Genomic DNA, 23775 nt, shown 5'->3' on the forward strand with positions numbered 1-23775 from the left:
TCAGCCTCATTTCCCCTTTAGGCCGATGGATCAACGCCCGGCGAGCCTTTCTGAAAGAGCAGGCCCGGAAACTCAGACTGGAAAATGACCACATGAGCGCGCCTTAACGTTTGCTCAAACGACGCGCCATACGCTCATAGGCATCACAAAACGCGTCAGCCTGCTCTGCCCTCACATTCCACGGCAACGATACTCGTATTGCCTGAGAGGCCCCGGCTGTCTCTCCCATCGCCGTCAGAACATGAGATGCCGCGACCTTTCCAGAAGAGCATGCCGAACCGGCAGAAACACAAAACCCTTCCAGATCAAGCGTCATGAGCTGCACCTGTGCAGCAACCCCGTCGAGGATCAGGCAGCTTGTGTTCGGCAGGCGAGCGACCTCACGCCCGGCAACACGGGCTCCCGCTGCCATCGCCACCTGTTCGACGTGCTCCCGCAGTGCCTCAATAGCGGACCAGTCTTGCGCCTGCGCCTCGTCAAAAGCAGCAGCCATGCCCAGAATAGCTGGCAAAGGTTGCGTTCCTCCTCGCCGACCGCGCTCCTGACCACCGCCCACCATCAGGGCATCAATCGGTTCATCCCGTGGCAGCAGCAACGCGCCTGCGCCTTTTGGTCCGCCCATCTTGTGCCCCGAGAGAGCAACGCTGCACTCATTCAGGCTGAAGGGCAGTCGCCCAGCGCTCTGAACCGCATCCACATGCAGATGTGCGCCCGAGTCGCGGCAGAGCGCAGCCACATCCTCTAGTGGCGACAAAACCCCTGTCTCGTTATTGGCAGCCATGACACAGACAAGTGTTGGTGCCCCATCCGCGAGACGCTGGCGGAGGGTTTCAAGGTCCAGAATGCCCTGGTCATTCACCGGAATAATGTCCGCGTCCGGGGTGGCTTTACGAATGGCATCATGCTCCGTTGCGCCGATCAGGATCCTACGTCCCTTACCGAACGCATGAATGGCCATTGCGTCAGCCTCCGTGCCACCGGACGTGAACACACAGGTCCCGGAAATCCGCCCGAAACCCGCACTGATACGACTACGGGCATCTTCAAGAGATCGCCTAGCTTCGCGCCCTTCCGCGTGGACCGAAGACGGATTGCCGGACAGCAGCAGACCGGACAGCACAGCCTCCCTCGCTGCGGGGCGCAGAGGCTCGGTTGCATTGGCGTCAAGATAGGTCGGAGCAGATGCGTTCGTCATGTTCTCTAGATCGTGCAGAGTTGCAGGAATCGCAATCCCGAGTCGATTTTGGTGGAAATTCTGGCTTTCAACTCGATATACAGACGCCCACCGGAAGGCAGGGCCGTAATCCTGCCGGACATAGAGCGAGAGTATTCATGCCTGAAGTGATGTTCGCCGGCCCAGATGGCCGGCTTGAGGGTCGTTACCACCACTCCAGCGAACCAAACGCTCCCCTCGCCCTGGTGCTGCACCCACACCCGCTTCACGGCGGCACCATGAATAATCGTATTACGTACACGATGTATCGCCACTTCGAGAAGATGGGCTTCTCGGTCATGCGCTACAACTCGCGCGGCGTCGGCCGCTCCCAGGGGCGTTACGATGGCGGTATCGGAGAAATCTCCGATGCAGCTGCAGCACTTGACTGGATGCAGATGGTCAACCCGAACTCCAGCGAACTGTGGATCGCCGGATACTCGTTCGGTGCGTTCGTCGGCATGCAGCTTCTGATGCGCCGCCCGGAAATCAGTGGTTGGATCAGCGTTGCACCTCCAGCCAATGATTATGACTTCGGCTTCCTTGCACCTTGTCCGTGTAGTGGTCTGATGATCGCTGGCGGCAAGGACGAAATGGCTCCCGAGCCAGGCATCCGCAAGCTGGTCGACAAGCTCAACACGCAGAAGAATGTGACGGTCGATTATCGTATCTTCGACGATGCCGACCACATTTTCGCCAAGCAGGCTGAGCGCGTCGGAGAAGCACTGGAAGATCACGTCATGACCATGCGTGGCCGCAAGGCTCTCGCACTGGCCGCCGACTGATCCCGGTTCTTCAACCAGGACTATAAAAATAGCCTGCTTTCCTGTCCGGATCGCAGGCTATTTTTTTGTTTGTCGGTTCAGTAACATTGTGCAACGTTTATTGCATGACAATCCGGCCCGCCCCCCCGACCTTACCCGTCCGTGTGACGGACCTCACAAAACGCTTCGGCAGCTTCACTGCGCTCGACCACGTTTCTTTTACCGTCGAACCCGGTGAAACCGTAGCTCTACTCGGGCGCAATGGTGCCGGAAAATCCACCTTGATCGGCTGTCTCATGGGATTTCTGATCCCCGATCAGGGGTCTGTGGACATCTTTGGCCAAAGTGTTCTCGCGCTGCCGCGAGACCTCCGGGCCCGCACCGGGTTTGTCCCCCAGACCATGAGTGGATTTACAGCGTTCAGTGTCGGTCGACTGATTGATTATATCGGAGCGTTTTACGGCGATCTGCCACCTATTGATCCCATCTTGCTGCAATGGGCCGATCTGGATTTCAAAAAGATTGTTCGCAACCTCTCGGGCGGCCAGAAACAGCGTCTGGCTATTCTTCTGGCCATGCGACACGAGCCCGATTTCCTCGTACTGGATGAGCCTGTCGCCAGCCTCGATCCTCATGCCCGGCGGGATTTCATGAATCTGCTGGGCAGTTATGCAACGCGCGTTGGCGCCAGTATTCTGATTTCATCACATATTCTGTCCGATCTCGAACGTCTGTGCTCACGCCTGCTGTTTGTTCGGCAAGGCCATCTTGTTCTGGATGTGTCTGCAGAAGTTTTCCGAACACAGACCCGGTGGCTCGATCACAGCACTCCGGAAGTACTGCACACTCTGCCATGCCAGATACTCGGGCAGCGGGAGAGCGGCATTCTTGCTCACGGATGGACCGAGGACCTCGCCCTTCCTGACGGAACATCCGTTTCCATCCCCGACTTTGAAGACGCCTTTCTTGAAATCACGGCTCCGCGGGAGCATTGACCATGGGCAGCCTCTCCCTCACCCGGCAGGAATGGTCTGACCTCTGGCGAGCCCTGCAACTCTACGCCAGCCCCGTATTCCTTCGTGCAAACTACCTGCTGATTTCAGTTGGGTTCTTTCTGTTTACGTCCTTAATGGATCTTCGGAGGCTGCACAGGCTTCTGACGCATGAGACATTTGAGCAGGCTCTGTCGCACGCCAATGTTGTCAGTCTCATCCTCACATCCATGTTCATCCAGAACTGCCTGCAACTGCATGCTACAAGACAGATCGGTGCAGCTCAGGCTCCTGCTATTCCCGGATTGGCTTTAGCGGAAGCAAGAGCAGTCTGCATCGTGGATGTCGTGTCCGTCTTACTGCTCAGCACGGCCCTGAGTTTCGCGCCGATTCCGTTCCACGACGCCCTCTTCTTTGTGCTGTTCAATTCAATCCCTACCGTGCTGCAGTGGTACGTCCCGCCCCAAGGCCAGTCCCAGAAACTACGCGTTCTGATCGGTCTGGCAGGGGGCATGCTGATACTGGGGCAATTCGGCCTCCTCCTCCTCTCAAATGCCAGCCTGTGGCTTCTGACGCGTCCACCCATCCTCACCATTCCAGCAGATGTTTGTCTTTTGCTGGTCATGATCGTCAGTATTCTCTCCCTGCCCAACCGCCTTCACGGTGCTCCGGCTACTCCGCATGCTCTCGACGCTTCTGCGTCTCTGAAAGATGCCCTGCCAGATTTTCCTTATGGCAAAGCAAAGGCACGGGCCCGCAAACCCATCACATTCTATCAGCTTCGCCAGATGCTGCTGGCACCGACCTCACCTCTGACACTCAAAACTGACATCCTGCTAAGCTGCCTGTTCATTCCTGTTCTGATGTCCATATCGGCAATGGGAATGTCGCTCTTCACTCACAAGAGTTTCGCAGCATGCTGGAAGCCACTTGTCTTCAGCGCAGGCGCGATGATCGCCGTTAGCGACAACTGGCTTACTCAACGGCAGCATTGGCCTCTCCTGCTGATTACCGGGCGTTTTGGCGATCGTCTTTCCTTTGTCCGGTCTGTCTTTTCGGCAAAGCTTTCCCGCCTTTCCGTCACGATACCGCTGCGTGTTCTCAGCCTGATCATTCCATACGCCCTGATTACATCATTCGCTCTGCGCGACACTCTGGTGTTCAGTCTGGAATTTATGGGGTTGGCGCTTGGCTTTGCCCTCTGCGGGGCTCTTCCTTTTCTGGTGAGCGGAAATCCTTGGAAGGGCGTTGTTTATGCCTTCAATTTCATTCCGATCTTCCTTCTGCAAACCTGCAACCCATTCATTATGGGAACACGGATTGCGGGCGTGATCGCAGGACTTTCCGTAGCTCTGGGCTGCGTGGCCTATGTCCTTGCGCCTCGCAGTCTCAGCAAGGCAGACTGGCCCTACGAAACCGAATAGGACCTTCACCAGGCAGGCCTTGTGCGGAGGGACACGCAAGCGTGATCCTGCCTTTGGATTATGACCGCTCAAATGGATTTTGGCAGTCTTTCCAAGAAAAACATTAATGAAAACAAATAGAACCCTTTCTTCAAAATTACAAAAAGAGCGTCTGTAAAACTTCTCTCTTCTTTGTCATTCCCGGGCCTCGTCCGTCTCGTGAGATAGATTCATGTTCATGTAACGGAACGGTCCGTTACTTAAGCAGAGTTGGGACACGGCCCGCCCGGCCGTTGAGAATATGCAGCCGTTCGAGAGACAATGGGTCAAATCGCTGGGACTGGTCTGCGCCATTACGTCAGGATTTGCCTTCACCACAGGCACTGCACGGGCGCAATCTTCCACCGCAACCGTATCCGAGGATGAGCGAACAACCTCGGAACATGCAGCCCTTCGCTACAGGAGCAATGCAAAAACCCGTATCAAGACCATCCGTCCTGCTCCCAAGCCCGTAACCGTCACACCATCCCAACCTAGCGTGAACGATCTTGCCCAGCCGATAACAACGGATCAGTCCTTTCTTCCCGCCAGCCTGCATGACTGGATGAAGCAAAGCACCATGACCGGGGACTGGGGCGGCTGGCGCCCATGGCTGACGGACAAGGGCGTGAACATCACGGGCCATTACTTTCAGGATTCTGCTGGCAACCCGATGGGCGGCAAGTCCCAGAATGTGAGGTACGCACACGAAATCGGCCTGAATTTTGATTTCGATCTCAAGAAGCTCACAGGCTACAGCATCGGCCTGTTCCACTTCATCGTGACCTCCCGCGCGGGACAGGGCCTCGGTGCAAAACTTCCTGCACTAAACAGTCCGCAGGAAATCTATGGCTCTCCCACAGTGCGTTTGTCTCTGCTGTCCTGGGAGATGAACTGGAACCGCTACGTTTCAACGACGATCGGCGAAATCAACTCTGAAACCGACTTCGAAACATGGTCCATCTACTGGGGCATGAACAACTACTGTCAGTTCCAGACCAACGCCATCTGCGGCATGCCACAGTCCATCGCTTACAACTCAGGCTATGGATACTATCCGACGGCCCATCCCGGAGCATGGGTGAAATTCTACCCTGCCGGAAACAACCATTATTCCATTCAGTTTGGCGTCTATTCTGCTGATCCGACGATTGGAAACACCCATAACGGGTGGAAGATGAACCTGCACGGCGCCACCGGCACCTTTCTGCCCTTCCAGCTTGTCTGGCATCAGGGCGGAAAAGACGATTACAGTGGCCCCCTTCAGACCAACGTCAAGATCGGCGGATACTGGGATACGTCACAGGTCAACAATGTGTACTCCCAATATGGAATGTTTGAAATTCCAAGTAACTATCTAGTTAGTGCACCAACAGCAAAAGTCAGGGGACGCTTCGGCGGATGGTTCCAGTTCGATCGCATGATCCAGCGCGACGCAGGGGATGCACATCGCGGCACATCGTTTTTTGCGTCCTTCACCTGGGGTGATCCGAGAACGGCCATCGCGCCATACTTCGTGGACTGGGGCCTGACACGCAAAGGCACGTTCAAAAATCGCCCCGATGACACAGTTAGCCTCGGCATGAAGTTCCTCTGGGTGAACGCCAAGATGGCCAACTGGGTCGCCGAACTTCAGAAAAATGGCGCCACCGGTCTTTACCGCCCAAGTGGCGAACACGCCATCGAACTGAACTACGGATGGCGCCCCACCCCATGGCTGCTGATCCGCCCTGGTGCCCAGTACATCTGGAGCACAGGCGGAACCAACCGGTACAAAAATCCACTGATACTGGATTTCGAAACCGGAATTACTTTCTAAGACCACACATGGAAACCGGAATCATGAATCATTCCAAAATCAATTCTTGCGGCAGAAATAGGACATCCCTTACCGGAGAACACGTCCATGGCTGTCCGTAACGGCACGAAGACCCTGACGGAGTGGCTGACGCTGCTTCTGGGGGTCGTTATTCTTCTTGTGGGCCTGATCTTTGTCATCATGGGGGCTGACCTCGCGATGCTGGGCGGCTCTGTTTACTACGTCATTTGCGGGATCGTGCTGGTTGCCAGCGGGGTGTTCATGGTGATGGGCCGCACGCTCGGCGCGTTCCTGTACCTCGGCGCCCTGGCCTACACATGGGTCTGGTCTCTGTGGGAAGTCGGGGTTAGCCCGATTGACCTTCTGCCGCGCGCTTTCGGCCCGACCATTCTCGGCATTCTTGTGGTCCTGACCATTCCGGTCCTTCGCCGCCTGGAATCCCGCCGTACACTCAGAGGAGCCGTCTGATGCGTCGGTCTCACCTTCTCGCAACAGCCACAGGCCTCGCGCTTGCCTGTTCACCTCTCGCCGCCCACGCTCAGTTTGCTCCCGCAGGCTCTGGGGGGCCACCTTCGGCGACTATTCCCGGCCCGGGCAACGCCGACGAACCCAAGGAAAACACACCGGCGGATTCAAGCTATTTTGCCGGACCCTCTCCGTATGCCCCGCAGGCTCCGGGCGTCAATGCTGCAAACCTGCCGGATATCGAATCAATCGACATTTCCGAAATTCCATCCATGGCGCCCCAGCAGAGTGCAAGCCCGGCGCATGAAGACTGGCCGGCCTATGGCCGTGACGATAACCAGACGCGCTATTCCCCTCTGACAGAACTAACCCCCGAGACGGTCAACAACCTGAAGGTCGCGTTCACTTACCATACGGGCAGCTATCCACGCCCGGGTCAGACCAACAAATGGGCGGCTGAAACCACACCCATCAAGGTGGGTGACGGCCTCTACATGTGCTCAGCTCAGAACGACATCATGAAGCTGGACCCGGTGACTGGAAAAGAGATCTGGCGCCAGAATTTGAACGTCAAATACGAATCTATTCCCTACACGGCAGCCTGCAAGGGTGTGACGTATTTCACGTCTGCTGCCGTGCCAGAGGGTCAGCCCTGCCACAACCGCATCATTGAAGGCACACTGGATATGCGCCTCGTGGCCGTTGATGCGGCAACAGGTGAATTCTGCCCCGCGTTTGGCCATAACGGACAGGTCAACCTGATGCAGGGCATGGGTGAATCCGTCCCCGGCTTCGTGGCCATAACGGCTCCGCCACCTGTGGTGAACGGTATTGTCGTCGTCAATCACGAAGTGCTGGATGGTCAGCGTCGCTGGGCACCGTCTGGCGTGATCCGGGGTTACGATGCTGAAAGCGGAAAATTTGTCTGGGCCTGGGATGTTGGCAATCCTGACGATCACAGCCAGCCAACGGGCAATCACCACTATAGCCGTGGTACGCCGAACTCATGGGCGGCCATGACCGGAGATAATGCACAGGGCCTTGTGTACGTCCCGACTGGCAATGCTGGCGGCGACTACTACAGCGGGCTGCGTAGCCCAGCAGAAAATGCCATTTCCACGTCGATCGTTGCCCTCGATGTCAAGACAGGCTCCCCACGCTGGGTCTATCAGACGACCCGCAAGGATGTCTGGGATTATGACATGGGTTCTCAGGTCACAATGATGGACCTTCGGGGGCCAGACGGCGTGCTGGCACCGGCTCTGATTGTTCCAACCAAACGTGGCCAGACTTTTGTGCTGGACCGCAGAACGGGCAAGCCAATCCTGCCCGTGGAGGAGCGCCCTGCTCCAGCAGGACATGTCCCTGGTGACAGCCGCGCGCCGACGCAGCCCTGGTCTGTCGGAATGCCCGCCCTTCGGATGCCGGAACTCCGCGAAAAAGACATGTGGGGCATGTCTCCGATCGATCAGCTCTACTGCCGGATCAAATTCCGCAGCGCGCATTATGACGGTGAGTTCACGGCCCCAAGTCTGGACAAGCCTTGGATCATGTATCCCGGCAACAATGGTGGCAGTGACTGGGGTTCCATGTCCTATGACCCAAACACCGGCATCCTGATTGCCAACTGGAATGCATCACCGATGTATGCCCAGCTCATCACCCGCCGGAAGGCCGATGCCCTGAAGCTGATGCCGATCGACGACCCGCATTACAAACCGGGTGCCGGGGCGGCTGAAGGGAATGGCCCGATGGAAGGCACACCTTATGCCATCGCCATTGCCCCTTTCTGGGACCCGTTCACCAAGATGCTGTGCCATCGCCCGCCTTACGGCATGATCACGGCCATCGACATGAAGCATGGTCAGAAAGTGCTGTGGCAGCATCCGCTGGGAACAGCTCGTGCCAATGGCCCCTGGGGGCTCCCCACCGGCCTGTCATGGGAGATTGGAACACCGAACAATGGCGGTTCTGTCGTGACGGCTGGTGGTCTGGTGTTCATCGCCGCGGCTACGGATAACCAGATCCGTGCCATTGACGAACACACCGGTAAGGTTGTGTGGAGCGCGGTGCTCCCGGGTGGCGGTCAGGCCAACCCGATGACCTACGAAGCCAACGGCCACCAGTACGTTGCCATCATGGCTGGGGGACATCACTTCATGATGACACCGGTTACTGACCAGCTTGTGGTCTACGCTCTGCCAGACGCCATCAAGCACTGAAAAACTTATGCAAACCCCTGCCTGTACAACTGAGTATGGGCAGGTCAGTCCAGACTGAATACCCGGACTGAAACCAGAGAGGCGTCACACGCGGACGCCTCTCTTTTATGCTTTTCAGAAATCCACACCTGCCTGCGCAAACACGTAGCGGCCCGGAATAAAGCCCGAATACTGCGCCACAGCCGTATTGGATGCCCCATCCACCACGAAAGGCGGTTGCCTGTTGAACAGGTTGTTGATGCCCGTATTGACCGTCCAGCGTCCTGCCCGATATCCCACCGTCACATCCTGAAGGAAAACGCCCGGTGAGCGCGTACGCCCGACCGTCTGCGGTGCCAGATCGTTCGTGCCGTCATTCCAGTGCATCCCGCCAATATACTGCACCATGTAGGTCAGGCTGAATGCGCCATGCTGCCAGCTGACCGTAGTGTAGCTCCGCTCACGCGGCATCCCGCTGCCAGACAGATAGAGCAGTCGCCCCGTGTAATTCCGCCATGCACCACCGGGTGTGTACTGCTGGAAATACCCAATCAACTGCTGATAGTTCTCGGACAGGGACAGACTATCCTGCCGCCCCAGACGCATCCGATATGTCAGGTCGATATCCAGACCGTTCGTGCGCAGGCCACCAAGATTCTGCTGAACGGCAGAAATCGCCGTAAGCTGCCCGCTTGTGGACCGTGGCGAAACCAGCGAGCAAAGCTGAGGCTCCGTTCCCGTATAGCATCCGTCCAGAATATACTGCGTCCCCGGTGCTGAAATCATGTTCTGCAACGTGTAGTGCCAGTATTCTACGGATAGCGAGAGATGCGGCACCCAGTGCGGCGTAACGACTGTTCCGATTGTATAGGTACGGCCCGTTTCTGGCTTTAGAGCCGCATTTCCGCCCGACAGCGTGGGCAACTGCCCCACGAACGCCGAATTGAACGTCTCGGGGTTGATCCCTTCAGACAGGCACCTTGCCCGAACCGTCCCAGCCCGCGCACCGTAAGCTCCCGCCTGACTGCATGGGTCGGACGCGGATGGATAGCTCAGCGTGCGACCGCCATAGAGACTGTAAATGCTTGGCTGCCGGTAGGACGTTCCCAGCGTCGCGCGGAAAGCTATGTCCTGAACAGGCGTCCAGTGCAGCCCCACCTTCCAGTTCTTCGTCGTGCCGAATGTATTATAGGCCGAGACACGGCCCTGAAGATCGACGGTTAGATCCCGCGCCAGAAACGCATGCTCGAGAAGCGGGATTTTCCCTTCGACATACCCTTCCGTCACATGAAAGCCGCCACCCGTGTAAGCCGTTGTTGCGCCCGTGGAATCCCCACGCTCCACAACGGGATCAGGCTTGTAGCTTAGCTGCTCGCTCCGGTGTTCCATCCCGAATGCGAGACCGAGCTGACCGCCGTGACGGTATGGCAGGCTCAGAACATGATTGTTATGAAAGCGCAGATTGACGTCCCGCATCTGGTAATCCGCGTGGTCGCGCTGCGTAAACCGGACGTAATTTACAGCCTGCTCTGAATACGATGCGAACGGGTTTTGCAGAATGCAGCCTGAAGCAGCCACACAGATATCCGGATTATATCGCACCGCACTCGACGAACGGGATGGATCAAGCTGTTCCGTGCCTGTCGTTTCCAGCAGATGGCGATAGTTGACCATATTCTGCGTCTGCGCCGTCAACTGACTGACGCCGTAAGTCATAGAGGCATCATACTGCCAGTCCCCGACAATGCGTCCTTTGGCACCACCAATGACCGTCCAGGTATCCACAGCAAAATCATTTTGCCGGTATCCGACATCTTCCATCCGCTTCGTCACAGCGTAATCCTTACCCCATGGATTATCAGGGCTATCCGCTGGAATGATCCAGGAAGACGGAAGACTGGAAGGCGGGATGCTTCCTTGCACAGGAGATGGGGAAAGCTGCCGGGACGCCGTAGTGTGACTGTAACGAACGTTGGAATACAGCGTGATGTGTGAGTTCAGATCGTAATGGGTATCACCAGACAAGGCCGCATTCTGATGATAGTTCTGGAGCATTGAGCCTTCAGCGAAATTATACAGATCCGAAGACTGAAAGGCCCGAAAACTGCCATTGCCGTCAGGGACCATGCGCTTCCCCGTAACCGGATTAAACGCCACGCCTGATGGGATGATGGAGGAGCCAAAACCTGGCGCTCCAGAAGCCGGATTGTCGTTCTGCGGCAGCGCAGCCCATCGTCGATCCCGTGAAGAAATCGGTCCGGTCGTATCGTACTGACCAAACAGGGTGACGTTGCCCCGGCCATGATCGAAATTGAAGCCCTTGTAGCCAGAAATCAGCCCGGATCGACTATCTCCATATTGTGTGATGCCGCCCTTGATCGTCAGGTTTCCACCCGTCAGATCATGTTTCAGCCGGATATTGATGACGCCTGAGACAGCATCCGCTCCATAAAGCTCGGACCCCCCATCCTTCAGGATCTCGATCCGGTCGATCTGCTGTACGGGGATGGCATTGAGATCCACACATTCCGAGCCAGCATTCATCGCCGTGCGCTTGCCATCCATGAGGATCAGAACACGCCCCTGCCCCAGATTGCGCAGGTCTGTGCAGGACACGCCCCCACCGCCGTTCGTGCGGGTATTGGGTGTTCCTGATGAGCCGACAGAGGGCAGACGCGTCAGATAATCTCCAAGGGAGATGGCCGAAGTTTTCTGAATATCCTTCGCCGAAATGATCTGAACCGGATTGGCGGTCTTGTTCCCCGCCCCTCCAAGATAAGATCCCGTTACAACAATATCCTCGGACTTCGAGGACTTGAGGGTCTCTGTCCGGTCATCTGCAAAAACGACAGGGCTCCACATCATGCCGCCAATCAGAGCCGGATAAAGAGGACGAACAGCTTTCCGAAAAGGACGGACAGACATGAGGGATACACACTCAGACATTATGTTACGATATAACATATCTCTAGTGACCGACGGTGCCGTCATTCAAGCGACAAACAATGACCATCCCGTTGCGTCCAGTGTCATGGGGCACATGGTCGTGCTTTGCGCGATGTTATGATAAACAGACCTTCCCCTTTTCCGACAGCGCAGCAGCAAGACCGATCCATGCCAAAGAGTCCGTTCCTTCTCGAAGCCCAGGCACGCGGCCTGATTTTCCAGTGCACCGACCTCGACGCCCTCGATGAAGCCATGTTGGCTGGACCGATTACTGCCTATGTAGGCTTCGACCCGACGGCGGACTCCCTGCATGTGGGAAATGCCATGTCCATCATGGCGCTGCGCCTGCTGCAGAAGCATGGTCATCGCCCGATTGCCCTGATGGGTGGCGGCACGGCAAAGATCGGTGATCCGTCTTTCCGTGACGAAGCCCGCTCGCTCATGACGAACGACACCATCGCGCACAACATCGCTGGCATTGAGCAGTCCTTGCGTCAGTTCATCACCTTCAGCGATGAAGACCCATCCAGCGGCGCGATCCTCGCCAATAATGCGGAATGGCTGGACAAGCTGTCCTACATCAACCTGTTACAGGACGTCGGCGTTCATTTCTCCATCAGCCGTATGCTGTCTTTCGAGAGTGTGAAGCAGCGTCTGGACCGTGAGCAGGGTCTGACGTTTTTGGAGTTCAACTACTCTATCCTTCAGTCCTACGACTTCCGTGAACTGAACCGTCGCCATGGTGCGGTGCTTCAGATGGGCGGTTCGGACCAGTGGGGCAACATTGTTGCCGGTATCGACCTGACGCGCCGCACTGATGGCAAGCAGGTGTTTGGTCTCACCACGCCTCTCGTCACCACGTCGTCCGGCGTAAAGATGGGCAAGTCTGCACAAGGTGCCACATGGCTCCGCGCCGAGAAGCGCTCGGTCTTTGACTACTGGCAGTTCTGGCGCAACACGGAAGACGCCGATGTCGGCCGCTTCCTCAAGCTCTTCACGGATCTGCCTGTGGAAGAATGCGAACGTCTGGGCGCACTTGAAGGGGCAGACATCAACGAAGCCAAGAAGATCCTTGCCACGGAAGCTACTGCGATCTGTCACGGACGCACGGCGGCAGAAGAGGCTGCCGAGACGGCCCGCAAGGTCTTTGAACAGGGCTCCACAACGGCAGCTCTTCCGGAAGTCGATCTTCCCGCCGATATGCTGGCCGAAGGTCTACCGGCGTTCCGAGTATTTCAGGAGGCCGGACTGGCCGCCAGTGGCGGTGAGGCCCGTAGGCTGATCCGTGGCGGTGGTGGCCGCGTCAATGACGCCGTCATTTCCGATGAAAACCAGACCTTCACCCTTGAGGATTTACGCGAAGGCACGCTGAAGGTCTCGTCCGGCAAAAAGAAGCACATTCTTATCCGTCCGGTCTGAACCTGACAGATGTCATGACCTTGTCATGACGTCCTTCACTGTTTCGGATCATGGCTTGTGTCATAATCTTTCCGAAACAGTGGAGTCTGCGGTCGTGACAAATCAGAAAAACTGGAAAGCCCTTTCCACCGATGCCGCCGGACTGCTGTTCGCCGTCGTCTGGGCAGCACGCGGTGCCATGGCAGCGCATGTTTCCACAATGGCCATGGCCATCCCGATTGCTGTCATCACGCTAGTCCTGCTTGCCGGGTTTGCCAGACGCGACCTGATCCAGTGTCGCCCCGAGCGCATTTGGGACGCGGCCCTGCTGCGCCGTGTAAAGATCATGCGCATCATTGCCATTACTGTAATGATTACGTCCGTCCGCAGCACGCATCATCCGGAACTGCTTTACCCGCTGCTCGGATGCATTATTGGCCTTTCGTACATCCCTATGGGCCGCGCGATGCACGAACCCATTCACGTCATCATGGGTTTTGTGATTGTCAGCGTGTCAGCTCTTTCTTTCCTGCTTCCAGAACCGCTACATCTTGAAGTCGCAGGCTTTGGAACCGCTCTGGCCATCTGGGTCGGTGCCGTTATCCGTCTGCGCAATTCCGGAACCCTGTCCTTTCTGCCGAAGAACGCGTTGCCCTCATGACAGAAATAGAGACCTTCATTCCGCTTCCTGGAAACAAGGAAGACAACTGGCCGAGCTTCAACCGGTATCGGGTCTCTTATCTCGTTTATCTTCTGATCTACCCTATTCCCTGGTTGATCCATGGAGCACCCACCTTTCCGGCAGCCCTGTTTTCTGCTGGGGCAACAGGCGTTTTCCTGCTGCTATATTTCGCGCCTTACCGCAATGACCGGTATTATGGGCTGCCAGAAATTATCTTCACGGCCCTTATCGGCTTTGCGACCGCATGGACGCAGGGCGACTGGCTGGTCTTCAATATTTATGCCACCGCCATGTGCGCCTGTTTCAGGCAGATGCGGCAAGCTGTCCTGACAATTGTATGTTTGCAGATCGCCCTGTTCGCGTTTGTCTGGCTTCAGGACAAATCCATGCTCCACGCGAGCATCGGGGCCTTCTTTAGCATCATCACCTATATCGGGACGTGGATGCAGTGGAAGCTGGGCCTGCAAAACCTGCAACTCCGCAAGGCACAACACGAAATCCGGACTCTGGCCGCCACAGCAGAGCGCGAGCGTATCGCGCGGGATGTACATGATCTTCTGGGCCATTCCCTGACGGTCATTTCAGTCAAAGCCGAGTTGGCCAACCGCCTGTTCGAGACTCACCCCGACCGCGCACAGCGAGAACTTCAGGACATCACACAGATTGCCCGAACGTCTTTGAAAGAAGTCCGTGAGGCCGTCACCGGCATGAATGGTGCCTCCCTGCAGCATGAGCTGGAGCGTGCCCGCAAGGCGCTTGAAGCAGCGTCCATCAGTCTGACCATTCATCACGCTGAGCGCCTCGAAGATCACCCACAAAGCAGCGTTCTCGCGATGGCATTGCGAGAGGCCGTCACGAATGTGATCCGTCATTCCGGTGCGCGACATTGCACCATCAGTTTTGACTGTGATGCTGGGGGGCAACCCTGTGCCATTCGCATTGAAGATGATGGCGCCCAGCAGTCAGGCCGGTCTCCGGCCCCTCCGCAGGAAGGAAACGGCCTTCGTGGCATGAGAACACGTCTTGCCGCTGCGGGAGGCTCTTTAATGCTAAGCCATACCTCCAGCGGCCTCCGACTCACAGCGAGTATTACCCCATGATCCGCCTTATTCTGGCCGAAGACCAAGCCATGCTTCTGGATGCTTTTGAAGCGCTTCTTGGCCTTGAAGAAGACATTCAGATCGTGGGGCGCGCACCAGATGGGCAACGAGCGCTCCAGCTCGCGGCCGACCTGCGCCCGGATGTCATCATCACAGACATCGAAATGCCGAACATGACAGGCATTGAACTGGCAGAAAAAATTCGGGAGCAGGGCCTTCCAAGCCGTGTCATGATCGTGACGACCTTTGGCCGTGCCGGATATCTGCGCCGTGCCCTTCAGGCAGGCGTGCGGGGATACATGCTCAAGGATGCCCCGATTACGCAACTTGCAGACGCTATTCGGAAAGTCGCTTCCGGGGGACGGGCCATTGCATCAGATCTGGCAGAATCTGTCTGGGATGCCCTGCCCGACCCGTTGTCAGACCGTGAACGGTCCATGCTCCGTCTGGCTGAAGCCGGGCGCACGAACAAGGAGATTGCCGAAGAGCTCTCGCTGTCAGCCGGGACAGTCCGTAACTACTTCTCGGAAATTGTTCAGAAACTCGATGCCCGTAACCGGATTGAAGCCGGGCGCGTCGCCCGGCAGAACGGCTGGCTCTGACCCCAGCCGCAACGCGGGCTCAGGACGGCGCAAATCCCTGCACGCCAACCTGAAGCACAAACAGTGACCCGGCTGCGCACATGAACAGATGGTCGCGTTTCGGGCCACCGAACGTCAGGTTTGAGCACCCCTGCGGCAAGCGAAGCCGACCAATGAGCTTGCCCGCCGGATTAAAAACAAACACCCCGCATAAGCCGAGCGGACCCGACGCGCCACACCACAAGTTCCCGAATACATCCACACGAATGCCATCCGGGTTCATCTGCGCGCCATTCAACTTCATGTCCGCAAAAATGCGCCCGTTGGTAAGGCTACTGCCATTCACGTCATAGACATGGATGGCCTGATCGCCACCCGCTTTCTGCCCCGGCCCTTTAGGCGTCGAAACGACGTAAAGCTTTTTGTAGTCGGGAGAAAAACACAAGCCATTCGGATCAAGTAGATCCTTTTCCTGCAAAACGGCCTGAAGCGTTCCATCCGGGGCAATGCGAAAGACATGGTCACTCTGTCGTTTGGTCCCCCCAATTTCACCCGTCAGTTCACGGCCAATATTCCAGCGAATTTTTCCGTCCGGATTGGCGGGCCCACCGGGTTCATCCGCATGACCTTCCGTAATATTCGTGCCGTAACCGGGGTCCGTGAACCACAAGCTCCCGTCGGGGTGAGGCACAACATCGTTGGGGGAATTTAACCCCTTCCCGTCAAACTTATCCGCGAGAACCTTGACGCTTCCGTCGTGCTCCCACCGCACGACGCGCCGGAAAAAATCTTCACAGACAACAAGCCGGCCATCGAAATCAAAGCAGTTCCCATTGGCTGCATAGCCATCGGGGCGGAAATCCGTGATTTCTCCAGTTTCCCAAATATAGCGTAACGCACGGGAGCGAATAACATCACTGAGAACCAGAAAGCGCCCTTCACTGCTCCATGCAGGGCCTTCCAGCCAACCGCCCTGATCCCACACGCGACGAATGGGGGCCGCGAAATACGTCAGATCACGAAACGAGGGATCAATCGCAATCACGTCAGGATCAGGCAGATAACTGGGACCTGCTTTCTCGCCCCACGCTCTAGGTGGCTGGCTGACAACACTCGGCGGTTCTACTGCCACCTGCGGCTGAGCCGCTTTGGCTTTGGCGGCACTAAGACAGACCAGCCCCGCCGCCCCCGAAAGAACCGTACGGCGCGCCAGAAGAACACCTGACCGGCTATTCCCGTCAGTCTGAACACTCGTTTCGTCAGACATCGTCCCTCTCCAAATAGAACGTGCCTATTCTCGTTGTTTTCCTGAAAGGCGAAAATCAAAATTTCGGAATAACTAGAAAATACCAGAGAATTTCGAGAAAAACGTCTATCGCGCTTCAGCCTCGATCAGACGCACCACGAGGTCCATGATCCGTTTTTCGCTATAGGACGCAACCGCCCGCTGCCGCCCCCGCTCTCCCATAGCGCGCGCCAGAGGCAGATCCTGTGTCACTGTTTTCAGCGCACGAGCCAAGGGCGCCGACAGGCCGGGAGGCACCAGAAAGCCGGTCTGTCCATCGACGACCTGTTCTCGTGGACCGCGAACATCAGTCGCCACCACAGGCAATTCCGTCAGCATCGCTTCAATGACGGACATGGGAAGCCCTTCAAAGTGGCTTGGAAGCGCAAACACGTCTGCGGCGGCAAGAAGATCGGGCACATCTTCCCGATAACTCAGCATCCGCAACCTCGGGCCCAAAAGCTGTCTGGCTCTGTCAAACGCGGGCCCGAGGGCATCGCCATGATCAGATGGCAGCCGTTCCCCCACAACCCAGAGTTCAGCTCCTGGCACATCTTCCATGGCTCGCAGAAGTTCGGGATGGCCTTTGTGGCGCACCAGTCGCGAAACCACGATGACCACAGGGCGATCTTCCGGAACACCCAACTCCCTACGGATCCGGGCGCGCACCAAGGGATTGGCATGATAGCGCTTGGGGTCACGGCCATTACCGATAGCAACGGGATGCGCATTCAGGTGCAGGCGTCGTGCGTCCCGTGCCTCTTCAACCGAGACGGTCATGTACAAATCGGTGATCCGACCTGCGGCCCATTCCAGAACAACGGAGAGCACCCGGCGTGCCAAAGATCCAGGTTGATTGAACAGGAAGCCATGACAGGTGTAGGCAATGATCCTGACACCACAAAGACGTGCAGCAAACCTCGCCAGAATGCCACTGATGGGCATATGTCCATGCACGACGTCAGGCTTCTCCCGGCGAATAAGCCGGATAAGCGCGACAAACGCGCGAAGCTGCGCAACCGGTGACAATGAGCGCGCCATCGGCACGGCATGAACGACAAACCCGTCTGCCCGTACTGGAGCCAGATGTGGACCTTCCGCACAGGCCCCCTGAACCTCATGCCCGGCGGCGCGAAGCGCCTTCATTAAGGGAAACAGGAACTGGCGGAGGGAGAAATCAACATTTGTGATTTCAAGGATTTTCACAACAGCACCTTTATTCCGGGATGCGTTCCAGAAGCCAGGTGACAGTCTGGGAGACAACCTGAAGTGGTTTTGAGGGTGCCGCAGGTTTGGCACTTTCCTGCGCTTCTCCACCATTCTCGGCTGTCTCTTCCGCCGCAGGAACAACGCGCCTGAGAGAAGCGATAACGATCTGCTTGGTCTTTTCACGCCGGCCGCGCGCCAGATAGACGTCATCTTCGAGCAGCAACATGCCGCCCTTCTGACGGAAGCGCCAGATCATGCCGCCCACCTGAAGAATGATATCTTCGTCGTCCCGTGTGACATGCACGTCCGGATGAATATGGAACCGCAGGGCGAACGGCGTTTCGCGCTCACCTTCAAGCACTTCCTGCCCGCGCAGGTCTTCTCCGTCCGCCCCAAGGTAAAGACGTCGCGTCCACTTCATTCCAAGCGGTGGATGATACCCGTCATGAGACAGATCCAGCCAATGGGCTTCCCCACTGCTTTGGTGCTCGCAGGTGACGTGCGCCGGACGCCGCGTGACATGTCCGTCAGGCCCGAAGTCTGAGGACGACAAACCATCCGCGACCAGAACCGTATGCGCTGCACTGGCCCTCAGCGCCTGCGCCCATGCCCCCACCTGCGCACTGCCGCAATTGACGAAAAGACGATGCCGCTGGTTTGAAAACTCGAAAGACAACGTGCCAGCATGCGCTGCCTGATCATAACTGGTCGGTGGAGGCGCACCGCTATCCACAATCAGCAGAGACTTCCCGAGCGCCAGCCGGGTAAATTTCCCCTGATGCATGGCGGGCGCAATCAGCTTCTGCCTGGAGCCCTGCGCCAGAACGTCTTCCACCATCGCGCTGTAACGCTCGTTGGAACCATTAAAAACGGCCAGACCACCATCACCATGACGCATGGCACGCAACACCGGGCAGACTCTGTCCAGGGCCACATCAATAAAGGGCGGCACGCTCGAATGCGCTGTGCGGAACATGACGGACATTTCTGCAAGCTCACGCGCCGTCTGATATTGTGCTTCCGGAGACCGCTCAGCAACCGTCCCATCGGAAAGAATCAGACGTTCAATTTCCGCTGGAAGGTAACGCAGGAAGCGCGTCATGAACCCGCTGTGATCCGGCATAGCCAGAGCCGCAGCAAGCAGGCCACGCAAGGCCGTCAGCCCGCGCCAGCCTTGCGGTTCCAGCGGCAAAAGGGCGGCAATGGTCCGTCCCTCTACCAACATCCGATCCATGATTTTTTGCTGAAGTTTACGGTCCGCCGAAGCCAGGCAGAATTCGTGGTTTGCCAGCCAGGATGAGAGGCGCGCACCTGTTACGCAGGCATCCTTGACCAACGGATCCGTTGGAGGATGCGATACCCAGTCCGCGACAAGCGCGCGGGCCGTCATGCGGGCATCGTCACTGCCTAATGCGCGCAGATCCCGCAGCCATGCAAAACTTTGCAGCCATTGTTTTGCCGGTTCCGGCCAAGGGCCACGTTCCCACTTTCCGCGCGGCAGATCATAGTCCTGTCGCTCAAACCGAAAGCGACCCGCGACAAGGCGGGCGCCCTGCTCGGCGTCCCCCTTCCACGGGTCACGATAAATATAAACCGGTCCCTCTGAAGTTCCGCCACCAACGGGCAGCCGTGCGAGTGAAAGTCGTGCGTCCTGAATCCAGCGACGAATGGGCATCAGGCGCTGTCTTCCTTGAACGGGCCTTCAAGTGCATGAATGGCTGAATCACGGTCCGGCTTACCAAAGACGGCAGACCCTGCCACCAGCATCCGCGCGCCGGCAGCCACCACTTTTGGGGCTGTGACCGGGTCAATGCCGCCATCAACCGCCAGCACGATATCACGGCCACTGTCTTCAATCATGCGCGACAGGGTTCGGATTTTTGGCAGTTGGCTCTCCAGAAAGCTCTGGCCGCCAAACCCGGGATTCACTGTCATGACCAGAATGATGTCGACCAGATCAAGCACCTCTGACAGTGCTTCAGGCGGCGTCCCCGGACAGATCGCAATTCCCGGGCGGCAACCAAGCGCACGGATAGTCTGAAGAGTCCGGTGAATATGGGGAGCGTTTTCCACGTGCACCGTAATGTGATCCGCGCCAGCCTTGGCTGTTGCTTCCAGATACGGATCCACTGGATCGATCATCAGGTGCACGTCGAACTTCGCATCCGTGTGCTTTCGCAAGGCCGAGATCACCCCAGGACCGAACGAGATGTTCGGCACGAAATGACCGTCCATTACATCCAGATGTAACCAGGGCGCGCGGGAGATGGATGCAATCTCATCTCCAAGACGGGCGAAGTCGGCAGCCAGCAGGCTGGGGGCGACAATGATCGGGGATCGTTCTGTCATGTTGTTATGTATCGGCAAAGCAACCTCCAGACGCAAGACAGTTCCGCACATCCCCGCGCGTTCGTGAGCGAGTACCGCCGACGAGGCCCTCAGGAACCCAACCGCTGCTGATGCGTCCTCATCAGACTGTCTGACTACTACCACCGTAGTATGGAGTTTTTATGACCGATCGCCTGTCCCCTATTCTGCTCAGTAGAGACGCCTGGATCCGCCGACCATCTCACCGGGCATGGCTCGAAATGCAAGGCCGTCGGTTGCTGGATTTCAGCAAGGAAGGTTGTATCGACGGGGGTTTTGCAGGGCTGGATATGGAAGGTCATCTTCCTGAAGGCGCCAAAGCAGAAGCAACCCTGACTGCGCGGTGCGTCCACGCTTATGCGACTGCGGAACTCCAAGGCATTCCAGGAAGCGCGCCGCTCGTCGCACATGGCGTGAATGCGCTCATGACATCCTTTCGGGACCAGCAGCACGGAGGCTGGAACCACTTCGCGGATCAGCCTCATGAGCGCAAACAGGCCTATCTGCATGCGTTCGTCGCACTTGCCGCGTCCTCTGCTGTTCTGATTGGAGTGGAAGGTGCCAACGCACTCCTCAAGGATGCCATCCATCAGATCGAGACGCATTTCTGGTCTGAAGACGAAGGCGTCATGCGCGAGAGCTTCGCAGACGACTGGTCAGACGAAGAGAACTACCGCGGCGCCAATAGCAACATGCATTCCACAGAAGCCTTCATGGCCCTTGCGGACGTTACAGGTGATGTGAAGTGGTTGCGCCGCGCGCTGCGGATTGTCACCCGGTTTGTGCATGAACTGGCCCCACAACAGGGCTTCGCAATGCCCGAGCACTTCAACCGAAATTGGGATCTGCTGCAGAATTATCATGAGGACAAACCTACGGACGATCTACGCCCCTACGGCATGACACCGGGTCATTTCGTTGAATGGTCTCACCTGACCGTGAAACTGGAAGCAGCTCTACTCCGCAGAGGCGAAACAGCACCGGGCTGGATGCTTCATGACGCACAGGCGCTCTTCGAAACCGGTATGAAATCAGGTTGGAACGTCGATGGTCTTCCCGGAATGGTCTACACAATTGACTGGGATCACAAACCCCATGTGCCTTCCCGCGTCCACTGGGCTCATGCAGAAGCGCTAACTGCGGCGATCAACCTGTATAAGCGCACGGGAAATCCACATTACGAGCACTGGTATCGCACGATCTGGGATTATATCGACACAACTCTGATCGATCGGGATTTTGGAAGCTGGTTCAACGAAGTCAGCCCAGAAGGCGAGCCGACAGAACATATCTACAAAGGTAAAGGCGACCTTTACCATGCCTACCAGTCCACTCTGGCACCGATGATGCCCTTGGCTCCGTCACTTGCAACAGCGATCGAACAGATTGGCGTGCCTTACTGAGCAGGGGTCGGTTTCGTCACCCAGTACACCGGGAGCGCCACGGCCTCCCGGAACAGATAGTAGAGCTCTGGCAGTCGAAAGACTTTCGGATACGCGCCTGACACATCTTTCACGCCAGCATGCCGTAATGCCCATTCCGCCCGCATAATATGAAACCACTGCGAAACGACGACTGCCCCTTCCGGCGCTTCCTGCGCAACATGCAGAGCCGTCAGCCAGGTATTGTTTCCCTGTGAATCAACGATGATCGCTTCTGCCGGAACACCGTGATTTTCCAGCCAGTGCGCCATGATTTCAGCTTCATCCTGATGATTGGCAGTTTCCACAGCTCCGCTCACCATCAGTTCCCGAACGCGCTTTTCTTTCCAGAGTAACAATCCGGTTTCCAGACGGTCCTGCAAAGCTGGCTTTGGCACGCCCGTATCCGTGACAGCTGTGCCGAAAATGACACCCATTTCTGCTGATCTGGCAGACGCACGCATACCAATCACGGCAACGCATGCACACCAAATCGTACATACAATACCGCCAGCCAACGCCGCTGCCGCAATCCGCTTTCCCCAGCGAACGGTCACGAGTGCTTCTCGCCCTGCTGCTCCCGCATGCGCAGGATGTATAACAACGCCACCACTGCCGCCAAAAACCCTGACAGTGCTCCGACACCCAGGGACCACCGCGGCCCAAAATAATTGGCAACCCATCCCACAACAGGAGCACCGAATGGGGATGATCCTGCAAAAACAGCAAACCGGATAGCCAGCACGCGTCCTCGCATGGACGGGTCGCTCGAGAGCTGCATGAAGCTGTTACTAGTTGCTGTAAATGTAAGAGATGATACGCCGGTAATGAGCAACGTGCAGGCAAAAAGCCAGTATGTCGGGGCCAATGCTCCCAACAGGCACCCCACACCAAAAATCAATGAACCATTCAGCAGAACGTCAAAATCTGCCTTTTTGCGGCCGGCTGCCAGAAAGCCCCCCAGAATGGTGCCCACGGCCATGGCGGAATTCAGAATTCCATAACCATGCGCGCCGACGTGAAACACGCCAACTGCCATGGTCGCAATAAAGATCGGGAAATTGAGACCAAACGCTCCGATAATGAACAACATAATCAGAATCGTCCGAAGGTCTTCGCGCGCCCAGACATAGCGCAGTCCGCTGGTCAGGGCATTGCGCTCGGTTTCTCTCGCTTTGGCATGCCGAAACAGGTCTTCACGGCGAATAAAGAGCAAAGAGCCCATGACGCCGAAAAAAGAAAACCCGTTCAAAACAAACGACCAGCCTGAACCAATTTCCGCAATACAGAACCCTGCGACCGCAGGCCCGATCATCCGCCCAGCATTATAGGACATGGAATTGATGGCCACGGCATTGGGAAGATCGGTCTCTCCCACCAACTCACCGACAAACGTCTGACGGACAGGACTGTCAAACGCGGCGACACAGCCACTCAGGAAAGCAAACAGATCCACCTGCCAGAGACGGACCGATCCCGTAACGACGAGAAGGCCCAGTGCAACGGCCAGCACACCCAAAGCACCTTGGGTAAAAAGCAGAAATCGATGCTTCTCAACCCGGTCTGCAATCAGTCCGGTCCAGAGCATAAGCAAAAGAGGCGGGGCAAGCTGGAGGGCCATCACGATGCCAATGGCCATGGCATCGTGATGGGTCAATTCAGTGAGAACAAGCCAGTCCTGCGTCGTGAACTGCATCCATGTTCCGATGTTGGAGAACAGTGCTCCCCAAACCCAGACACGATAATTGCGCCGCCCCAGAGAGCGGAAAGTGTCACCCAGCATCAGGGGACACTCCAGGCTGAAAACAACAGGAAGACGGACAGACTGGCATCCACCCACTGTCAGGAATCTTACATTAGATGTCGAGGGTTATTCCGCAGGAATGACCC

The 23775-nt window shown here is 57.0% G+C and carries 19 protein-coding genes; 11 read left to right on the forward strand and 8 right to left on the reverse strand.

Annotated elements, in window-relative coordinates:
- Window positions 1-103: 103 nt before the first annotated feature.
- Window positions 104-1195 carry a cysteine desulfurase family protein gene (locus KP707_RS04290; protein WP_211502281.1) on the reverse strand — a complete coding sequence of 364 codons (1092 nt, stop codon included), beginning with the start codon at window positions 1193-1195 and terminating at the stop codon, window positions 104-106.
- Between the two features lie 137 nt (window positions 1196-1332).
- Here KP707_RS04290 and KP707_RS04295 point away from each other — a divergent pair, with 137 nt between their 5' ends.
- From KP707_RS04295 to KP707_RS04320, 6 genes are all read left to right on the forward strand, one after another.
- Window positions 1333-1998: an alpha/beta hydrolase gene (locus KP707_RS04295; protein ID WP_064274695.1), complete on the forward strand. Its 666-nt coding sequence runs from the start codon at window positions 1333-1335 to the stop codon at window positions 1996-1998.
- Between the two features lie 104 nt (window positions 1999-2102).
- Window positions 2103-2972 carry an ABC transporter ATP-binding protein gene (locus KP707_RS04300; RefSeq protein ID WP_211502282.1) on the forward strand — a complete coding sequence of 290 codons (870 nt, stop codon included), beginning with the start codon at window positions 2103-2105 and terminating at the stop codon, window positions 2970-2972.
- 2 nt (window positions 2973-2974) lie between these two features.
- The gene (locus tag KP707_RS04305) at window positions 2975-4393 is read left to right on the forward strand and encodes an ABC transporter permease (RefSeq protein ID WP_211502283.1); all 1419 of its coding nucleotides are present in this window, start codon (window positions 2975-2977) and stop codon (window positions 4391-4393) included.
- A gap of 280 nt (window positions 4394-4673) precedes the next feature.
- On the forward strand, window positions 4674-6230 hold the full coding sequence (locus tag KP707_RS04310; RefSeq protein ID WP_211502284.1) for a carbohydrate porin: 1557 nt from the start codon (window positions 4674-4676) through the stop codon (window positions 6228-6230).
- An 87-nt stretch (window positions 6231-6317) separates the two neighbouring features.
- On the forward strand, window positions 6318-6698 hold the full coding sequence (locus tag KP707_RS04315) for a glycerol dehydrogenase (protein WP_211502285.1): 381 nt from the start codon (window positions 6318-6320) through the stop codon (window positions 6696-6698).
- Window positions 6698-8917 carry a pyrroloquinoline quinone-dependent dehydrogenase gene (locus KP707_RS04320; RefSeq protein WP_211506651.1) on the forward strand — a complete coding sequence of 740 codons (2220 nt, stop codon included), beginning with the start codon at window positions 6698-6700 and terminating at the stop codon, window positions 8915-8917. The genes KP707_RS04315 and KP707_RS04320 overlap by 1 nt, the downstream gene beginning before the upstream one ends.
- A gap of 114 nt (window positions 8918-9031) precedes the next feature.
- Here the strand turns inward: KP707_RS04320 and KP707_RS04325 are convergent, their stop codons facing one another.
- The gene (locus tag KP707_RS04325; protein ID WP_211502287.1) at window positions 9032-11821 is read right to left on the reverse strand and encodes a TonB-dependent receptor domain-containing protein; all 2790 of its coding nucleotides are present in this window, start codon (window positions 11819-11821) and stop codon (window positions 9032-9034) included.
- A 189-nt stretch (window positions 11822-12010) separates the two neighbouring features.
- On the opposite strand from KP707_RS04325, the gene tyrS reads away from it, so the two are divergent.
- The 4 genes from tyrS (at window position 12011) to KP707_RS04345 (ending at window position 15624) form a co-directional block, all read left to right on the forward strand.
- Window positions 12011-13261, forward strand: coding sequence for a tyrosine--tRNA ligase (gene tyrS, locus KP707_RS04330; RefSeq protein ID WP_211502288.1), 1251 nt, complete (start codon window positions 12011-12013; stop codon window positions 13259-13261).
- Window positions 13262-13355: 94 nt separating this feature from the next.
- A complete protein-coding gene (locus tag KP707_RS04335) occupies window positions 13356-13901 on the forward strand; it encodes a hypothetical protein (protein ID WP_373687774.1) in 546 nt (181 codons plus the stop codon).
- Entirely contained in the window at window positions 13898-15022 is a 1125-nt protein-coding gene (locus tag KP707_RS04340; RefSeq protein WP_211502290.1) for a sensor histidine kinase, read from the forward strand. Before KP707_RS04335 ends, KP707_RS04340 begins: the two co-directional genes overlap by 4 nt.
- Window positions 15019-15624 carry a response regulator transcription factor gene (locus KP707_RS04345; protein ID WP_211500537.1) on the forward strand — a complete coding sequence of 202 codons (606 nt, stop codon included), beginning with the start codon at window positions 15019-15021 and terminating at the stop codon, window positions 15622-15624. The genes KP707_RS04340 and KP707_RS04345 overlap by 4 nt, the downstream gene beginning before the upstream one ends.
- A gap of 19 nt (window positions 15625-15643) precedes the next feature.
- On the opposite strand, the gene KP707_RS04350 is transcribed toward KP707_RS04345, so the two are convergent.
- From KP707_RS04350 to rpe, 4 genes are all read right to left on the reverse strand, one after another.
- On the reverse strand, window positions 15644-16870 hold the full coding sequence (locus KP707_RS04350; protein WP_215751620.1) for an SMP-30/gluconolactonase/LRE family protein: 1227 nt from the start codon (window positions 16868-16870) through the stop codon (window positions 15644-15646).
- A 105-nt stretch (window positions 16871-16975) separates the two neighbouring features.
- Window positions 16976-18094, reverse strand: a complete 1119-nt coding sequence (locus KP707_RS04355; protein WP_211502292.1) for a glycosyltransferase family 4 protein — start codon at window positions 18092-18094, stop codon at window positions 16976-16978.
- 10 nt (window positions 18095-18104) lie between these two features.
- Window positions 18105-19772, reverse strand: coding sequence for a heparinase II/III family protein (locus KP707_RS04360; RefSeq protein ID WP_211502293.1), 1668 nt, complete (start codon window positions 19770-19772; stop codon window positions 18105-18107).
- Window positions 19772-20446, reverse strand: a complete 675-nt coding sequence (gene rpe / locus KP707_RS04365) for a ribulose-phosphate 3-epimerase (protein WP_046900742.1) — start codon at window positions 20444-20446, stop codon at window positions 19772-19774. The genes KP707_RS04360 and rpe overlap by 1 nt, the downstream gene beginning before the upstream one ends.
- Window positions 20447-20607: 161 nt before the next feature.
- On the opposite strand from rpe, the gene KP707_RS04370 reads away from it, so the two are divergent.
- A complete protein-coding gene (locus KP707_RS04370) occupies window positions 20608-21867 on the forward strand; it encodes an AGE family epimerase/isomerase (protein ID WP_099211765.1) in 1260 nt (419 codons plus the stop codon).
- Here the strand turns inward: KP707_RS04370 and KP707_RS04375 are convergent.
- Together KP707_RS04375 and KP707_RS04380 are read right to left on the reverse strand one after the other, a co-directional pair.
- Complete coding sequence (locus KP707_RS04375) at window positions 21861-22442, reverse strand: YdcF family protein (RefSeq protein WP_338085306.1); 582 nt, start codon at window positions 22440-22442, stop codon at window positions 21861-21863. The genes KP707_RS04370 and KP707_RS04375 overlap by 7 nt on opposite strands.
- Window positions 22439-23668, reverse strand: coding sequence for an MFS transporter (locus KP707_RS04380; protein WP_211495470.1), 1230 nt, complete (start codon window positions 23666-23668; stop codon window positions 22439-22441). The genes KP707_RS04375 and KP707_RS04380 overlap by 4 nt, the downstream gene beginning before the upstream one ends.
- Between the last annotated feature and the right edge of the window lie 107 nt (window positions 23669-23775).

The sequence above is a fragment of the Gluconobacter sp. P5E10 genome, from assembly GCF_018812145.1.
Taxonomy (GTDB): domain Bacteria; phylum Pseudomonadota; class Alphaproteobacteria; order Acetobacterales; family Acetobacteraceae; genus Gluconobacter; species Gluconobacter cerinus.

Coding starts and splice junctions, on each gene's coding strand:
- KP707_RS04290 (WP_211502281.1), bottom strand. CDS start 1,195: ATGACGAACGCATCTGCTCCGACCTATCTTGACGCCAATGCAACCGAG.
- KP707_RS04295 (WP_064274695.1), top strand. CDS start 1,333: ATGCCTGAAGTGATGTTCGCCGGCCCAGATGGCCGGCTTGAGGGTCGT.
- KP707_RS04300 (WP_211502282.1), top strand. CDS start 2,103: ATGACAATCCGGCCCGCCCCCCCGACCTTACCCGTCCGTGTGACGGAC.
- KP707_RS04305 (WP_211502283.1), top strand. CDS start 2,975: ATGGGCAGCCTCTCCCTCACCCGGCAGGAATGGTCTGACCTCTGGCGA.
- KP707_RS04310 (WP_211502284.1), top strand. CDS start 4,674: ATGCAGCCGTTCGAGAGACAATGGGTCAAATCGCTGGGACTGGTCTGC.
- KP707_RS04315 (WP_211502285.1), top strand. CDS start 6,318: ATGGCTGTCCGTAACGGCACGAAGACCCTGACGGAGTGGCTGACGCTG.
- KP707_RS04320 (WP_211506651.1), top strand. CDS start 6,698: ATGCGTCGGTCTCACCTTCTCGCAACAGCCACAGGCCTCGCGCTTGCC.
- KP707_RS04325 (WP_211502287.1), bottom strand. CDS start 11,821: ATGTCTGTCCGTCCTTTTCGGAAAGCTGTTCGTCCTCTTTATCCGGCT.
- tyrS (WP_211502288.1), top strand. CDS start 12,011: ATGCCAAAGAGTCCGTTCCTTCTCGAAGCCCAGGCACGCGGCCTGATT.
- KP707_RS04340 (WP_211502290.1), top strand. CDS start 13,898: ATGACAGAAATAGAGACCTTCATTCCGCTTCCTGGAAACAAGGAAGAC.
- KP707_RS04345 (WP_211500537.1), top strand. CDS start 15,019: ATGATCCGCCTTATTCTGGCCGAAGACCAAGCCATGCTTCTGGATGCT.
- KP707_RS04350 (WP_215751620.1), bottom strand. CDS start 16,870: ATGTCTGACGAAACGAGTGTTCAGACTGACGGGAATAGCCGGTCAGGT.
- KP707_RS04360 (WP_211502293.1), bottom strand. CDS start 19,772: ATGCCCATTCGTCGCTGGATTCAGGACGCACGACTTTCACTCGCACGG.
- rpe (WP_046900742.1), bottom strand. CDS start 20,446: ATGACAGAACGATCCCCGATCATTGTCGCCCCCAGCCTGCTGGCTGCC.
- KP707_RS04370 (WP_099211765.1), top strand. CDS start 20,608: ATGACCGATCGCCTGTCCCCTATTCTGCTCAGTAGAGACGCCTGGATC.
- KP707_RS04380 (WP_211495470.1), bottom strand. CDS start 23,668: ATGCTGGGTGACACTTTCCGCTCTCTGGGGCGGCGCAATTATCGTGTC.